At 72.1% G+C, this 15,895-nt stretch carries 12 protein-coding genes; 3 read left to right on the plus strand and 9 right to left on the minus strand.

Going from position 1 to position 15,895, the window contains the following annotated elements; all coding sequences use genetic code 11:
* Positions 1 to 23 precede the first annotated feature (23 nt).
* Together Q2K19_RS14090 and Q2K19_RS14095 are read right to left on the minus strand one after the other, a co-directional pair.
* On the minus strand, positions 24 to 1,040 hold the full coding sequence (locus Q2K19_RS14090) for a GNAT family N-acetyltransferase (RefSeq protein ID WP_302772484.1): 1,017 nt from the start codon (positions 1,038 to 1,040) through the stop codon (positions 24 to 26).
* A 72-nt stretch (positions 1,041 to 1,112) separates the two neighbouring features.
* Positions 1,113 to 2,510, minus strand: a complete 1,398-nt coding sequence (locus Q2K19_RS14095; RefSeq protein ID WP_302771319.1) for a lytic transglycosylase domain-containing protein — start codon at positions 2,508 to 2,510, stop codon at positions 1,113 to 1,115.
* 56 nt (positions 2,511 to 2,566) lie between these two features.
* Between Q2K19_RS14095 and Q2K19_RS14100 the strand changes: the two genes are divergently transcribed.
* Both Q2K19_RS14100 and Q2K19_RS14105 read left to right on the plus strand, forming a co-directional pair.
* Positions 2,567 to 2,788, plus strand: coding sequence for an FmdB family zinc ribbon protein (locus Q2K19_RS14100; protein ID WP_302771321.1), 222 nt, complete (start codon positions 2,567 to 2,569; stop codon positions 2,786 to 2,788).
* Positions 2,789 to 2,944: 156 nt separating this feature from the next.
* A complete protein-coding gene (locus Q2K19_RS14105) occupies positions 2,945 to 5,746 on the plus strand; it encodes an ATP-binding protein (RefSeq protein WP_302771323.1) in 2,802 nt (933 codons plus the stop codon).
* 63 nt (positions 5,747 to 5,809) lie between these two features.
* Here the strand turns inward: Q2K19_RS14105 and Q2K19_RS14110 are convergent, their stop codons facing one another.
* Positions 5,810 to 6,349, minus strand: coding sequence for a phospholipase (locus Q2K19_RS14110; protein ID WP_302771325.1), 540 nt, complete (start codon positions 6,347 to 6,349; stop codon positions 5,810 to 5,812).
* Between the two features lie 177 nt (positions 6,350 to 6,526).
* Positions 6,527 to 8,188, minus strand: coding sequence for a glycoside hydrolase family 10 protein (locus Q2K19_RS14115; RefSeq protein ID WP_302771327.1), 1,662 nt, complete (start codon positions 8,186 to 8,188; stop codon positions 6,527 to 6,529).
* 307 nt (positions 8,189 to 8,495) lie between these two features.
* Between Q2K19_RS14115 and Q2K19_RS14120 the strand changes: the two genes are divergently transcribed.
* Positions 8,496 to 9,998, plus strand: coding sequence for an amino acid permease (locus Q2K19_RS14120; RefSeq protein ID WP_302771329.1), 1,503 nt, complete (start codon positions 8,496 to 8,498; stop codon positions 9,996 to 9,998).
* A gap of 89 nt (positions 9,999 to 10,087) precedes the next feature.
* Here the strand turns inward: Q2K19_RS14120 and Q2K19_RS14125 are convergent, their stop codons facing one another.
* Genes Q2K19_RS14125 through arfA form a run of 5 tightly spaced genes read right to left on the minus strand, consistent with a single transcriptional unit; the run spans position 10,088 to position 15,783 of the window.
* A complete protein-coding gene (locus Q2K19_RS14125) occupies positions 10,088 to 11,101 on the minus strand; it encodes a glycoside hydrolase family 43 protein (RefSeq protein ID WP_302771331.1) in 1,014 nt (337 codons plus the stop codon).
* Positions 11,098 to 11,922: a carbohydrate ABC transporter permease gene (locus tag Q2K19_RS14130; protein ID WP_302771333.1), complete on the minus strand. Its 825-nt coding sequence runs from the start codon at positions 11,920 to 11,922 to the stop codon at positions 11,098 to 11,100. The genes Q2K19_RS14125 and Q2K19_RS14130 overlap by 4 nt, the downstream gene beginning before the upstream one ends.
* Before the next feature lie 10 nt (positions 11,923 to 11,932).
* Positions 11,933 to 12,892, minus strand: coding sequence for a carbohydrate ABC transporter permease (locus Q2K19_RS14135; RefSeq protein WP_302771335.1), 960 nt, complete (start codon positions 12,890 to 12,892; stop codon positions 11,933 to 11,935).
* A 6-nt stretch (positions 12,893 to 12,898) separates the two neighbouring features.
* Positions 12,899 to 14,233 (minus strand): ABC transporter substrate-binding protein, encoded by a 1,335-nt coding sequence (locus Q2K19_RS14140; RefSeq protein ID WP_302771336.1) that lies wholly within the window; start codon positions 14,231 to 14,233, stop codon positions 12,899 to 12,901.
* 38 nt (positions 14,234 to 14,271) lie between these two features.
* The gene (gene arfA, locus Q2K19_RS14145; protein ID WP_302772487.1) at positions 14,272 to 15,783 is read right to left on the minus strand and encodes an arabinosylfuranosidase ArfA; all 1,512 of its coding nucleotides are present in this window, start codon (positions 15,781 to 15,783) and stop codon (positions 14,272 to 14,274) included.
* Between the last annotated feature and the right edge of the window lie 112 nt (positions 15,784 to 15,895).

Genomic DNA, 15,895 nt, shown 5'->3' on the forward strand with positions numbered 1-15,895 from the left:
GGCAGCCGTTTGGTGAATATCCGTCAGCGATGGGGGTCGAGGCGGTGCACCAGCTCCGCGACGTCCACGCTGTATTCGCACCAGTCCCGGTCCGGGCGGTAGCCCAGCTCCGCGTTGACCTTCAGCATCGCCTCGTTGGCCTGCGCGTTCCAGGTCTGCACCTCGGCCAGCTCCGGTTCGGCCGAGCGCAGCTCCAGCAGCATCCGCGCCTTGATGGCCCGGTCGATGCCGTAGCCGCGGTGGTCCCGGACCACGATGGTGTCGTACTGGTCGGCCCGGGTCGGGTGCTGCGCCGGCACCACCACCTCGGTCAGCCCGGCCACCTCGCCGGTCTGCTCGTGCCGGGCGAGCACGATGTAGGGCTTCATACCCCGGCGGTGCAGGGTGTCGAGGCTGTCCCGGAGCCGCTGCGGGTCGTAGGAGCTGGGGCGCAGCTCGCCGTCGTCCACGTCGCGCACCTCGGCCTTGGCCCGCGCGTACGCCGCGAGCAGGTCGTCCGGCAGGCCGCCCGGGCAGAACTCCAGGTGGTAGCCGGCGCCGACCCCGCTGGCCATCTCGGTCAGCGCCGGCCAGTCGACCGCGCCCAGGTCGAGCACGCTGCGGGTCTCCACGTATTCCCGGGTGAAGCCGAGCGACTCGTAGAACGCCACGGCCGGGGTGTCGCCGACGACCTCGACGCCGATCGACTGGAAGCCCTCGCCCCAGACCCGGCGGGCGGCCAGTCGCACCAGCTCGCGGCCGAGGCCGCCGCGCCGGACCGACGGGTGGACCAGCACCTCCAGCACGCCGATGCCGCCGAGGAGCAGCACGTGCACGTGCCCCAGGACGGCCCCCGGGGTGCCGTCCGGGGCCGGCTCGGCCTGGGCGACCCAGGAGATCCGCCGCTCACCCGGCATCACCTCGGAGAGGTATTCCCGCATGGAATTCTCCCGCCAGGGCGGATCCTGCGGCAGATCGGCCGCCAACACTGCGTTCAGCGTGTCCAGCAGCGACGCGATGTCGGCGGACGACGCGGTCCGGGGGTCCCACTCGCGCACCATCACCCGTCTAGCTTGCCGGGAACGGCAGCCCGGGGGAAGGGTTCAGTCCGCGAATGTACGCGAGCCGTCACGTCACGTACCGCTCAGCCGCCCGTACTCGTCGGCCTTGTCGAAGACGGCCTGCGCGTACCGGCGCACGTCGTTGTACGACAGGATGGCACCCCACCAGTCGCCCGGGATGGTCATGTTCCGGCCACCCTCGCAGAGGTAGTTGCCCGCGGCCAGCGCCGCGTCGTCGATGTCGTGCGGGTTCTTGACACCGTCGTCGTCGGCGTCCGCGCCGACCTCCTGCCAGGTGCTCGGGATGAACTGCATCGGCCCGAGCGCGCGGTCGTAGACGGTGTCGTGGTCGAGCTGGCCCCGGTCGGTGTCGAGGATGCGGGAACGGCCGCCCTGACCGTCGAGCGGGTCGCCGAGGATCTCCGGTGCGGAGACGCCGTTCGGCTGGAGGGTGGCGTTGTTGGCCGACCCGTGCCGGGACTCGACATATCCGATCGCGGCCAGCGTGGTCCAGCTGAGCTGGCAGCTCCGTTGCGTCTGGCCGAGCACCCACTCGGCGTAGCCGTACGCTTGGAGGGCGACCACCGGGATGCCCGTCTTCGGGCTGAGCTGCTGCGCCCACCCGGCCAGCGCGTCCGCCGGGCGACCGGCCGGCAGCGGCCCGGTCGGCAGCGCGCCACCCGGCGTCCCGGTCGGCACGGGGACCCCGGTGGCACCGGGGAATCCCAGGTCGGTCGGCCCGGGCACCGGGCCGCCCTGCGGCACGCCGCTGACCGGGGCGGTCGCGGTGCTGTCGACGGCCACCGGTTGCGGCTTGCGCACGGCTGCCGGCACCAGCAGCGCGCCCGCCGCCGCGGTGGCCCCGACCAGGGCGAGCAGGAATACTCCGGGCAGGGCGGTGCGCCCGCTGGGGCGGCGCGACCAGGCCCGGGTGGCCCGGGCCGCGCCGACGGCGAGCTGCCGGGGCGGGACCCGGACCGCGTGCGCGAACGGCACCCGCCGGCGCCGGCCGCCCGCCGCCCCGCCCTGCTCCGGCCCGGCGGACCCGGCCTTCCCGTCCGTCACGGTGGCGTCCGCCGGGGACTGCTCCGGCTGCGGGCCGGTCACGGCGTCGGTCGCGGTGGTCTGCTCCGGCTTCGGGCCGGCCTTGCCGTCCGTCACGGTGGCGTCCGCCGGGGACTGCTCCGGCGTCGGTCCGGTCGCGCCGTCGGTGGTCTGCGCCGGCTTCGGGCCATGCGTGGCGGTGGTGTCGGGCTGCCCGCTTGTCGCGCCGGCGTCCGGTGTGGTCGGTCCCGACTCCGCGCCGGTCCCGCCGGTCTCCGCCGGCTTCGGCGCCGAGCCGCTGGTCTCCGCCGGGCTGGGAGTCGTGCCGCGCCGGGGCCGTGGGAGCGGACCGGTGCCGGCGACGCCGTCGGGCGGCGCGGCCGGTCGCAGGGGTCGAACCGTCGATCGCTCCTCGCCGTGCGCCACCCGTCGAGTATCACCCATGCCCGCCGTGGCGTCAGGCCCGGCCGTACCCTGGTGGCATGCCCCGGTACGAGTTCCGCTGCCGCGCCTGCGGCGACACCTTCGAGGTCAACCGGCCGATGGCCGAGGCCGGCCAGCCGGCGTCCTGCCCCCAGGGTCACGCCGACACCGTCAAGCTGCTGTCGACCGTCGCGGTCACCGGCCGGGGCGGCGCCGGTCCGGTCGGCGGCGGTGCCGCGCCGGCCGGCGGGGGCTGCTGCGGCGGCGGCTGCGGCTGCTGATCCGGCCGCCCACCTCGTCTCGCCGGTCGACCCTGACATTGCCGGCAGTGTGATCCTTGGCACCTTGGGTCGGAATCTGCCCGACCGTTCTCACGATGCGTGATCGGTTGACCATAGGGCAGCATGAACCCGACGTCAGGGTCGGAGGTTCCACGCATGTCGCCACGGATCCACCTCCCGAGCGGATGGGTGACCTTCGTGTTCACCGACATCGAGGGCTCGACGCGGCTGGCCCAGCTGCTCGGTCCGGGCTACCGCCCGGTGCTGCGGGAACACCGTCGGCTGCTGCGTGACACGTTGGCCGACACCGACGGGGCGGAACTGTTGACCGAGGGGGACTCGTTCTTCCTCGCGTTCGACGACGCGGCTGCCGCGGTGAGCGCCTGCCTGACCGCGCAGCGCGCGCTGGCCAGCCACGACTGGCCCACCGCGGAGGCCGCACCCCGGGTGCGGATGGGCCTGCACACCGGGTACGCCGAACCCCGCGACGGCGAGTACGCCAGCCCCGAGGTGCACCGGGCCGCCCGGGTGGCGGCGGCCGCCCACGGTGGACAGGTGCTCTGCTCGGGCGCCACCGCCCGGCGCGCCCACCCGCTGCCGGACGGAGCGTCCCTGTTGGACCTCGGGCTGCACCGGCTGCGCGGCTTCGACGACCGGGAACGGCTGTTCCAGCTGGTGGCGCCCGGGCTGGAGCGAAGCTTCCCGCGCCCGCGTACCGCGGACGTGGTGGCGCACAACCTGCCCACCCAGGCCACCTCGTTCGTCGGCCGGGAGGCGGAACGGGCCGAGCTGGGTCGGCTGGTCGAGAGGTACCGGCTGGTCACCGTGCTGGGCGCGGGCGGCGCCGGTAAGACGCGGCTGGCGGTGGAGCTGGCCTCGGGGATCGTCGAGGTCTACCCGGACGGGGCGTGGTTCGTCGACGTCGCCGCGGTGACCGACCCGGGCCTCGTGGCGTTCGAGATCGCCGCCGTGCTCGGCCTCCGTCCGGAGCCCGGCCGCCCGATGGTGGACACCCTGGTGGAGTACGCGGCCGCCCGCCGGATGCTGGTCGTGCTCGACACCTGCGACGCCCAGCCGGCGGCCTCGGGCGAGGTGATCTCCCGGTTGCTGGCCGGCGGCCGGGGTGTCCGGGTGCTCGCCACCAGCCGGGAGTCGTTCGGCCTGCCCGGCGAGGTGGTCTGGCGGATCCCGCCGCTCTCGGTGGACCCCGGCCCGGACGGCGGCGCGAGCGACGCGGTGGCCCTGCTGCTCGACCGCACCGCGGCGGCCCGGGGCGGCCGCCCGCCGGAGCTCACCGAGCAGGCCGACCTGCGGCGGGTGGTCAGCCGGCTGGACGGGCTGCCGCTCGCCATCGAGCTGGCCGCTGCCCGGTTGCGGGTGCTCTCGGCCGGTCAGCTCGCCGAGCGTCTCGACGACATGCTGGGCACCCTGGACGCCGGGCGGGTGGAGCCGGAGCCGCCGCCGGTGGAGGCCGGGTGGAGCGGCAACCAGCAGGACACGGTCGACCTGATGGCCGCCGCCACCGGCATCGCGCCGCCCACCCCGGCGACCCGGGCCGTGCACCGCTCGGCGAGCACGCGCCACCTGACCATGCAGGCCACCGTCACCTGGTCCTACCGGACGCTGGGGGCCCGTTCGGCGCGGCTGCTGCGCTGGCTGTCGGTCTTCGCCGGCCCGGTGGACCTGCCGACCGTGCAGTGGCTGCTCGACGACGACCCGCTCGACCCGCTCTCGGTGCTGGTGGACAAGTCGATGGTGCTGGCCGAGCCGCACGCCTCGGGCAGCACCTACCGGATGCTCGACCCGATCCGCGCGTACGCGGCCCGCCGGTTGGTCGAGGCCGGCGAGGAGCAGACCGCCCGGGAGCGGCACGTCGCCTGGTCCCGGCACGCCCTGGACCGCGCCCACCTGGGCGAGGACGGCCAGCCGGTCACCCTCTCCCTGTACGCGCTCGACCCGCTCGCCGGGGAGTTGCGGGCGGCGCTGCGCTGGTGCGCCACCGGCGGCAGCGCCCGCTTCGGGCTGCGGCTGGCCGGTGGGCTGGACCAGTGGTGGCGGGAGCGGGGGCTGGCCCGGGAGGGGCGGCTCTGGCTGTTCCGGCTCTACGGCCGGCTCGCCGAGACCGGCGAGGAGGTCCCGGATGCCGAGCTGGCGGCGGCGTACCACATGCACTCGCTGCACGCCGGCGCGGACGGCGAGTTCGGCGAGGAGCTGCGTTACTCGCAACGGGCCGAGGCGGCCGCCCGGCAGGCCGGCGACCTGGGCCTGCTGGCCCGGGTGCTGGCGGGCCGGGCCGCGCCGCTGGTCGACATGGGACAGTTCGCCGAGGCGGAGCGGGTCTGCCGGGAGGTGATCGACTGGGCGCACGCGCAGGACGTGGTGCCCGACGCGCTGCACGCCGTCTACAACCTGGCCGAGCTGCTCTGGCGCCGGGGCGCGCTGGACGAGGCGGCCGAGCTGCTGGGCGCGGCCCGGCCGGTGGAGGCGGCCCGCCCGGTGGAGCGGGGCCGGCGGTCGGTGGACATGCTGCTCGGCCTGGTGGCGCTGGTCCGGGGCGACCTGGTCGCCGCGCACGAGCACCTGCTGGTGGCGCTGCGCTCCCGGATGGCGCACGGCTACCTTGGGGGGGCGTGCGACACGTTGAACGCGATCGCGGTGCGCTGCGCGCTGGGCGGTCACCCGGTGACCGCGGCGCGGCTGTTCGGCGCGGCCCAGGCCACCCGGGCGAGCCTGCGCGCCACGCCGGGCATCTACGGGCCGTACTGGCTGGCCCGGCAGGCGGAGCTGCGCCGGGTGCTCGGCGACCCGGCGTTCGACGCGGCGTACGGCGCGGGCGCCGAGCTGGCCCTGGAGGAGGCGGCCACGCTGGCCCTCGGCGTGGAGCACCCCGACCTCGCGGCCGACTCCCCGCGCTTCACCGCCCCCACGCCGGCCCCACGCCGGTCCTCCGCCGGCTGACCAGGAGGGTCAGGTCGGGACCCGGCGTACGGCGACCCGAACCTCCTGGTCGGCGCAGCGGCGTCAGGAGCGGGCGGCGGCGCGTTCGGCCTGCGCCTTCATCCGGGCGGCGCGGTCGATGTCGGCCTGCTGGACGGCGGCCACGGAGCCGAAGACGCTGACCGCCTGGTAGTAGGTCCAGGCCAGGCTGTAGCAGGCCGGCCGGACGATCGAGCTGTAGGTGGCGCAGACCCGCTTCAGGTCCTCGTAGAAGGCGCTGTCGAGGCGGGACTTGTTGGCGGAGAAGACGCCCATGGCCTTGTAGTTCCGGTAGCCAAAGTCGTGCCGGTAGCAGGAGAGGCTGAAGTTGAAGCCGAGCGGGTTGTCGGGGCTGGACGAGCAGTAGTCGGTCGACCAGTCGAAGGCGTACTCGGACCAGGCGGCCTTGTTGAGCCGGCCGGCGTTCCAGGCGTTGTAGCTCGTCGCGCTGGTCTGGGTCCAGCTGGACAGCACGCTCAGCTTCTGCTCGCGGCTCACGGCGGCCGCCACGGGTGAGCTGACGCCGAGGACGGTGAGCAGGGCGAGCGTGCCGGTGGCGAGAAGGGTGGCGAGACGTCTGGACACGGGTACCTCCGCTGGGGGTGTGCGGTACGGCGGGTCACCGGCGGATCACCGGATGTCGATAAGTGTCGATCAATCTCGCGGCGTCGGGGGATGGTCGAGGTGAGCTGTTGATGACATGCGTTCAAACAGACGAATGCCCCCGGGCCGCCGTGGCGGCCCGGGGGCATTCGGGCAGGGTCAGTGCACGAAGCGCGGCGGGCTGACCGGGCCCTCGTTCCAGGACCGGTCCAGCGCGCTCACGTAGTAGGTGTAGCGCGCGTCGGCCGCCGCGGTGGTGTCCACCCAGGACTGGACGTCGCCGTCCGTGCCCCGGACGGTGCCGACCAGGTGGGCCGCGTCGGCGAAGTCGCACCGCTCGGCGAGGCCGGTGCCGTCGAACCGGTAGATCGCGTACGAGGTGGCGGTGCCGAGCGGACCCTTGCCGTCGGCCGGCTGCCGCCAGCTCAGGCGCACGCCGTCGTCCTGCCGCTGCGCGCCGGTGACCACCGGGGCGAGCAGGGGCTGAGCCGGCAGCTGGGACATGGTCGGCACGAGCGCCGGGCGGGAGTAGTGCTCCGCCGTGTAGATGTCGGTGGCGCCGAGCCGGTTCGCCTTCACCTGCACCGCGGAGAAGTGCACGTTGCCGAGCACCTCCGGGTACGACCGGTTGAGCGTCAGGTGGTCCGACAGCTCGTGCGGGTTCATCCAGAACGACCCGTACGCCGGGTCACCGCTCTTGTAGTCGGCCTGGCCGATGTAGAGCTGGACGTTGGTGCCGCGCACGGTCTCCGCCCACCACGGCACCAGCCGGGCGTAGTCGGCCGCCGGGTACTGGCCGATGTACCAGTAGAGCTGCGGCACGATGTAGTCGATCCACTCCTCCTTGACCCACTTGCGGGTGTCGGCGGAGATGATGTCGTACGACTGCGAGCCGGTGGTGTCCGAGCCGTTCGGGTCGGCCGACTTGTTGCGCCAGATGCCGAACGGGCTGACCCCGAACTTCACCCACGGCTTTTCCGCCTTGATCTTGGCGTTCATCTCCTGGACGAGCAGGTTGATGTTGTCCCGCCGCCAGTCGGCCTTGTTGGTGAAGCCCCGGTTGTACTGGGCGAAGGTGGCGTCGTCCGGGTACTGGTAGGTGCCGCTCGGGTACGGGTAGAAGTAGTCGTCGAAGTGGACGGCGTCGACGTCGTACCGCTGCACCGCGTCCAGCATCGCGTTCTCGACGAACTCGCGGACCTCGGGGATGCCGGGGTTGTAGTAGAGCCGACTGCCGGCGACTCCGGCCGGCGGGTAGGCGAACACCCAGTCCGGGTGCTGGCGGGCCGGGTGGTTCGGGGCCAGCTTCGAGATGTCCGCGCCGGCGCCGCTGGGGGCCGGCATGGAGACCCGGTACGGGTTCATCCAGGCGTGGAACTCCAGGTTCCGCTTGTGCGACTCCTCGACGAGGAAGGCCAGCGGGTCCCAGCCCGGGTCCTGGCCGCGCACCCCGGTCAGGTACTCCGACCACGGCTCGTACGGGGACGGCCAGAACGCGTCCGCGGTGGGGCGGACCTGGACCACGACGGCGTTGTGGTTCAGCTTCTGCGCCAGGTCGAGCCAGGCCAGGTACTCCGCCTTCTGCTTGGCGACCTGGTCGGGTGCGGTCTGCGAGGCCTTGGTGGGCCAGTCGATGTTCGTCACCGAGGCGATCCACATGGCCCGGAACTGCCGTTTCGGCGTGGCCGGGTTGGTGACGCAGGTGGTCGAGGAGGAGTCGGTGGTCGGGTCGTTCTCAGCGGCGGCCGCGGGGGTGCCGGCGACGAGCGCGCCGAGCAGCGCCACGGCCAGCCCGGCGGCTCTGAGCCGAGTTGCCTTCATGCGGTGCAGTCCCTTCGTTGGGGCTCCCGGGCAGTTTCGGGTGGCGGCGGACGGTCGGCGCATCCGGCAAGATTCGCCGCAGGACATCTGTCGCCGGTAGAAAACTTTCACCTATCCCGATGGCGCGCAAGACTTCCGGGCGGATCGACGCCCAGATGGGGCCAAATGTCCGAGGGGTGAGCCGGCCCACAGGCTGATTCGTGACCTTTCCGACCCGCGCCGCGCGTGATTAGGGGGCGGAAGCCCTGGGTAGCTAGGCCGGTCACTGGCCGCCACCGTGGTGGTCTCACGGTCGGGAGGTGATCAGGTGTCCGTGCTGCGGACCAAGCCGATCAAGGACGTGCTGGCGCACAGCGAGGCCGACGGCAGCGAGGACACCGGGGGCCGGGGCGGCCTGCGCCGCCGGCTCGGCGCGTTCGACCTGATGGGCTTCGGCATCGGCATCGTGATCGGCACCGGCATCTTCACCCTCACCGGCATCGAGGCGAAGAACACGGCCGGCCCCGGCGTGGTCATCTCGTTCGCCATCGGCGGCGTGGTCGCCCTGCTCGCCGCCCTCTGCTACGCCGAACTGGCCTCCAGCGTGCCGACCGCCGGCAGCGCCTACACCTACGCGTACGCCACGATGGGCGAGATCGTCGCCTGGATCATCGGCTGGGACCTGCTGCTGGAGTTCGCGCTCGGCTCGGCGGTGGTGGCCCGGGGCTGGTCCGGCTACCTCGCCGAACTCCTCGGCCTGCCCAGCGCCTGGTTCGCCGAGGAGGGCAGCATCGTCAACCTCGGCGCGATCGCCATCGTGCTGATCCTCGGCGCCGTCGGCATCGTCGGCATCCGGGAATCCGCCCGGGTGACCAACCTGCTGGTCCTGGTCAAGGTGGCCATCTGCGTCTTCGTCGTGGTCGCCGGGCTGTTCTTCGTGAAGGCCGCCAACCTCAGCCCGTTCATCCCGGCCGCCGAGCCGGCCGGCGGCGGCGAGGACGGCATCCGGCAGCCGGTCACCCAGGCCATCTTCGGGCTCGAACCGTCGGTCTTCGGCTTCGCCGGCGTGCTCACCGCCGCCGCGGTGGTGTTCTTCGCGTACACCGGTTTCGAGGCCGTGGCGAACCTCGGCGAGGAGACGAAGCAGCCCCGCCGCGACCTGCCGCTGGGCCTGCTCGGCACGCTGGGCATCTCGACGGTGCTGTACATCGGCGTCTCGCTGGTGGTGGTCGGCATGGTGCACTACACCGACATCGACGAGGGCGCCCCGATCGCGTCCGCCTTCAAGGCGGCCGGCGCCGGCTGGGCCGCCATCCTGGTCTCCATCGCCGCCATCGCCGGCCTGACCAGCGTCATCCTGGTCGACCTGGTGGCCATGGGCCGGATCGGTTTCGCCATCGCCCGGGACGGGCTGATCCCGCCGTCCATCGCCAAGGTGCACCCGCGCTGGGGCACGCCGTACCGGATCTCGGCGATCATGACGATCGGCGTGGCGCTGCTCGCCGGCCTCCTGCCGCTCTCGGCCCTCGCCGACCTGGTCAGCATCGGCGCGCTCTGCGCGTTCGTGCTGGTGTCCGTCGCGGTGCCGATCCTGCGCCGCCGCCGGCCGGACCTGGAGCGGCCGTTCAAGGTGCCGTTCTCGCCGGTGGTGCCGATCGTGTCGGCGCTGGCCTGCCTCTACCTGATGCTCAACCTGTCGGTGGAGACGTGGATCCGGTTCCTCGCCTGGATGCTCCTCGGCGGCGTCATCTACTTCGGCTACGGCCACCGGCGCAACCGGCTGGCCCGCCGCGAGCAGGCCGCCGCGCCCGAGCCCGCCGCCACCCACTGATGTGTAAGCAGGGGCCCCTTCTTAACGCCCAGTGTTAAGAAGGGGCCCTGCGCTACCTGAGGCGTTAAAAGGGGGCCCTTCCTTGCACCTCAGGGCTTGGGTTGCGGGCCGGCGGTCGGGCCCTTGACGACCGGCTTGCCGTCGGTCCAGACGACCTCGTCGAGCCAGACCTGGCGGCCGGGTTCAATGGAGCCCTCCTGGCCGGGCGGCCAGGCGTGGTAGAGCAGCCAGGTGCGGCCGTCCTGCTCCACGATGGAGGCGTGGCCCGGGCCGGAGGCGGCGGCGTTGCCCTTCAGGATCGGGTTCTCCGCGGCCTTCACGCACGGCCCGGTCGGGCTCTCGCAGACCGCGTACCCCTCGGCGTAGGTTGCCTTGTCATAGGCGTTGGCGGCGAAGAAGAGGTAGAGCCTTCCGTCGTGCCGGTGGAAGAAGGGGCCCTCGACCAGGGTGCCCTCCCAGGGCTCGGTCTGCTTCAGCAGCTTCGTCGGGGTGCCGACCAGACGCAGCCCGTCGTCGCTGAGCCGCTGCGACCAGAGCCAGGTGTCCACCCCGATCGCGTTCCCGTCGTTCTTCCAGAGCAGCCAGAGGCTCCCGTCGTCGTCCCGATACGGGCTGGCGTCGATCGACCCGCCCAGCTCCGCCTGGCAGATCAGCGGCCCGGCCGAGTCGTCGCGGTACGGCCCCAGCGGGGTGGCCGCCACCGCCCGCCCCACGCACTGCCGGCCGGAGGCCCGGTCGGCCACCGTGTAGTAGAGGACGAACCGGTCCGGGGCGAGCTGGATGGCCTCCGGCGCCCAGGTCTTTCCCGCGTCCGCCCAGCCGGGCAGCTCCGGCAGAGCGTCCCCGGCCTCGGCCCAGTCGACCAGGTCGGGGGAGGTGAGCACCGGGACGTTGCGGCCGCCGGAGTTGGTGTGGAACAGGTACCAGGTCTCGCCGACCCGGATCGCCTGCGGGTCGGGGGCGTCGCTCCGGACGACCGGGTTGGTGAACACGCGCGCGTCCTCCGGCGTACTCGATGGGGTGGGTCCGCTGCCGCAACCAGCGACGAGCAGCGCGGCGGCCAGGGCGGCCGCGCCGAGTCGCCGGGTCCTCCGGTCGATCATCCCTTCAGGCCGCTCCGCGAGACACCCTGGATGACGTGCCGCTGGGCGAGCACGAAGAGGATCAGCACCGGCACGCTGGCCAGCACCGCCCCCGCCATGATCACCGGGTAGTCGGTCACGTAGGCGCCCTGGAGCAGCCCCAGGCCGGCCGGCAGGGTCAGCCGCTCCGGGCTGAACAGCACGTAGACCGGCCAGAGGAAGTCGTTCCAGTTGGCCAGGAACGACAGCACCGCGAGGGTGGCCAGCGCCGGCTTCGACAGCGGCAGCAGCACCCGGGTGAAGATCTCCCAGTGGTTCGCCCCGTCCAGCACAGCCGCCTCCTCCAGCTCGGCCGGGATGGAGAGGAAGAACTGGCGCAGGAAGAACACCCCGAACGCGCTCGCCGCGCCGGGCACGATCACCACGGTCAGCGTGTCGATCCAGTTCAGCCGCTCGGCGATCACGAAGTTCGGGATGATCAACGAGGTGGGTGGGAGGAAGAGCGTCCCGACGATCAGCGCGAAGCTCAGCTTCCGCCCGGGGAACCGCAGCCGGGCCAGGGCGTACCCGGCCATCGACGCGGTGACCAGCACGAGCAGCGTGTGCAGGCTGGCCGCCAGCATGCTGTTGACGAACCAGCGCAGCACCGGGTTGGCGGTGTTGTTGACGATCTGGTCGTAGCCGTACGTGGAGAACGGGTTCGGCAACCAGCTCGGCGGGTCCTGCTGCGCGTCGTCGTAGGTCTTCAGCGAGGTCAGGGCCATCCAGACCAGCGGGGTCACGAACACCGCCGTGATCAGGAGCAGCACGCCGTAGCGCACCGCCCGACGCACGTTCGTCATGGTCGTCCCCTCAGTCTTCCCGGTACCGGAACAGCCGGAAGTTGACGATGCTGACCACCGCCAGCAGCAGCGCGAAGAGCACGCTCATCGCGGCGGCCCGCCCGGCGTCGTAGTCGCGCAGCCCCTCGTCGACGATCCGCCAGACCACGGTCCGGGTCTGCTCGCCCGGCGCGCCCTGGGTGATCAGGAACGCCTGCCCGAAGACGTTCGCCGAGGCGAGGATCGTCGTGGTGAGCACGAAGAGCAGCACCGGGCGCAGCCCGGGGATCGTCACGTGGCGGAACCGGGCCCAGCCGTTGGCCCCGTCGACCCGGGCCGCCTCGTACAGCTCGGCCGGGATGTCCTGCAGCCCGGCCAGGTAGATCACGGCGTTGAAGCCGCAGGTCCACCAGACCGTGACGCCGACCAGGGAGACCCAGGCCCACGGCACGTCGGTCACCCACGGGGTGTCGGGCGGCAGTCCGACCGCTCCGAGCAGGCGGTTGACCAGGCCGAGGTTGGCGTCCAGCAGGAAGCGCCAGAGCAGGCCGATCACCGCGACGCCGAGCACGTACGGGGCGAAGAAGGCCGCCCGGAAGAACGTCCGGCCGGGGAACTTCTGGTTGAGCAGCAGGGCCAGGCCCAGCGGGACGACCACCAGCAGCGGCACCGACAGCACGGTGAAGATCGCGGTGGCGCGGACGCTGGACCACCAGTCCGCGTAGATCGCCGAGTCGCTGGAGAACAGGTCCCGATAGTTGTCGATGCCGATGAAGGGGCGGTTCGGTAGCTGGAGGTCCCACTGGTGGAGGCTGATCCAGATCCCGAAGAGGATCGGCGCCAGCCCGAAGACCAGGAACAGGACCAGGTACGGCGCGAGGAAGAGGTACGGGGTCGCCCGGTGGCCCCGCTGCGTCACGCCCCGGCGGGGGCGCCCCGCCGGGGGCGGCGCGTCGTCACGCGCCGCCCCGACCTCGATCACGTCCGCCACGGCGGATCAGTTCCCGTACTTCTTGCGGTTGTCCTCGAGCTGCTTGTTCGCCTTGGCCACCCCGTCGTCGAGCGCCTGCTTCGGCGACTTCTTGCCGAGCGCGGCCTCGTTGAAGCTGTTGTAGAAGGTGGTCATGACCTCGCCGAGCCCCGGCGCGGCCGGCGGGAAGGCGGCGTACTCCAGTTCGGGGGCGAGCGAGCTGATCTCCGGCAGGGCCTTGAACTCGGCGCCCTCCCGGACCGCCTTGCGGGCCGGGATCTGGCCGCCCTTGGCCCAGTCGAGGGAGTGCTGGCTGAGCCAGTTGATGAAGACCTTCGCCCCGGAGACCTTGTTGTCGTTCGCCGCGCGCTGCTTGACGATCGTGAAGTTGTGCGAGTTCGCCCAGGCGGCCTTCTGGCTGCCGATCTGCGGCAGCGGGGCGACGCCCCACTGCACCGAGGGGCTCTTCTTCAGGTCGTTGACCTGCCAGATGCCGTTCCAGTTGAACGCGTTCTTGCCGCTCTTGAGCGCCAGGTAGTCGGCGTCCTGGCCGACGTTGGCGGGGGAGAAGCCCTGCTTGATCATGTCGACCAGCCAGGTGCACGCCTCGACCGCCGGGTCGGAGTTGAAGGTCGCCTTCGCCACGTCGGCGTCGAAGAGCGTCCCACCCCACTGGTGCAGCAGGCTGTAGAAGGTCATGCCGCCGGTGAACTGGAACGGGCTGACCCAGAAGCCCTGCACGCCGGACTTCTTCAGCTCGGTCAGCGCCGCGGTGTACTCGTCCTTCGTCGTCGGCGGCTTGTTCGGGTCCAGGCCCGCCTTCTGCATGACCGCCTTGTTGTAGTAGAAACCGAGCGGGTGCATGTCCAGCGGGATGCCGTACCGCTTCTCGTGGTAGATGCCGCCCTTCCACACCGTCGGGGCGAAGTCGCCCTCGCTCAGCTCCAGGGCCTTGGCCACGTCGTCCAGCTCGGTGATCACGCCCCGGGCGGCGAAGGTCGCCAGCTGGTCCATGTGCATGACCGCGATGTCCGGGCCGTTGCCGCTGGAGACCGCCCCCGGGAGCTTGCTGTAGTAGTCGTCCCACTGGTAGGTGATCACGCTGACGGCAATGTTCTGGTGCTCGCTGTTGAACTGCTCGACGAGCTTCTTGAAGATGTCGCCGTCGCCGCCGGTGAAGCCGTTCCACAGCTTCAGGTCGACCTTCGGCCCGGTGTAGTCCTTGCCACCGTTGCCGGCCGCGGCGGACCGGTCCGAGCTGCTGCTGCCACCGCCGCAGCCGGCGAGTGTCAGCGTGGCCGCCGCGCCGAGCCCGACGCCGAGGCCGAGCAGGCGCCGCCGGCTCATCTCATTCTGGATCATGCGGTTCTCCTTGGGGGACGGGATGAGATCTTGCCTTGTCAGGGCTGGGGCGCGAAGCGCAGCAGGTTCCAGGAGCAGGCCGGCAGCGCCACGGCGCACCGGCCGTCGTCGAGGGTGGGGGTGGTGAGCTGACGGGGCGTCACCCGCTCGGGCTCGGCCTCGGTGTTCGCGCCCGCCGGGTCGGCCCCGGCGGCGATGGTCGTGTGTTCCCGGGCGCGCAGGCCGGGCAGCCCGCGCAGGTCGAGGTCGAGGGGGAGGTCGTCGGAGCCCCGGTTGACCGCCAGCACGGTCAGCTCGCCGGTCTCCTCGTCGTGCAGGGCGACGGTGTCCAGCACCGGCACGTCGCCGTACCGCTTCGTCGCGTAGCTGGGGCAGACCGGTTCGGTGCGCAGCACCGTGCCGCGGGCGTGCCGGGCGGTGAGGGCGAACGGGTGGAAGATGCTCTGCCGCCAGGCCGGCCCGCCGGTCCGGGTCCGGATCGGGGCGATCACGTTGGCGAGCTGGGCCTGGCAGGCCACCCCGACCCGGTCGGCGTGCCGGAGCAGGGTGATCAGCAGGTCACCGACCACCACCGCGTCGACCGCGGTGAAGTCGTCCTCGATCAGGGCCGGCGCCTCGACCCAGCCCCGCCGGTCCAGGTCGGCCTGGAGGCGGGACTGGTACCAGACGTTCCACTCGTCGAAGGAGATCTTCAGCTTGCGCTTCTGCCGCTGCTTGGCGGCCACGTGGTCGGCGGTGGCGACCACCTCCCGGATGAAGTGGTCCATGTCCACCGCGGAGGCCAGGATGCTGGCCCGGTCGCCGTCGGACGGGTCGTAGTAGGTGTGGGCCGAGATGTAGTCGACGTGTTCGTAGGTGTGCTCCAGCACGGTCGCCTCCCAGGAGGCGAAGGTGGGCATCTGCCGGTTGGAGCTGCCGCAGGCGACCAGGCTGATCGACGGGTCGATCAACTTCATCGCCCGGGCGGTCTCGGCGGCGAGCCGGCCGTATTCGTCGGCGGTCTTGTGACCCACCTGCCACGGCCCGTCCAGCTCGTTGCCGAGGCACCAGAGCTTCACCCCGTACGGCTCCTCGGCGCCGTGCTTGCGGCGCAGGTCGGAGAGCTGGGTGCCGCCCGGGTGGTTGGCGTACTCCAGCAGGTCGCAGGCCTCCTGGACGCCCCGGGTGCCGAGGTTGACCGCCATCATCGGCTCGACGCCGGCCTCGGCCGCCCAGGTCATGAACTCGTCCAGCCCGAACGCATTGGTCTCGATGGTCTTCCAGGCCAGGTCGAGCCGGCGGGGCCGGTCGCCCACCGGTCCGACGCCGTCCTCCCACCGGTAGCCGGAGACGAAGTTGCCGCCCGGGTAGCGGACCACCGAGACGCCCAGCTCCCGGGTCAGCGCCAGCACGTCCCGGCGGAGGCCGCGCGGGTCGGCGTCCGGGTGCCCGGGCTCGTAGATCCCGCCGTAGACGCAGCGCCCCATGTGTTCGACGAAGGAACCGAAGAGCCGGCGGTCCGCCGGCCCGATCCGGAACGCCGGGTCGATCGTCAGCTGCGCGTTCGGCACGAGTGCCACCCTTTCCTCGGTGCTGCCCCGGGTGACCTGGGTCACCGGGTGTCCCTGGTTTGTACAACGTTGTAAGCAACGATGTAAAGAGGTCGTTACGTCGTCGTGACGC

It is taken from the genome of Micromonospora sp. NBRC 110009, assembly GCF_030518795.1.
Lineage (GTDB): Bacteria > Actinomycetota > Actinomycetes > Mycobacteriales > Micromonosporaceae > Micromonospora.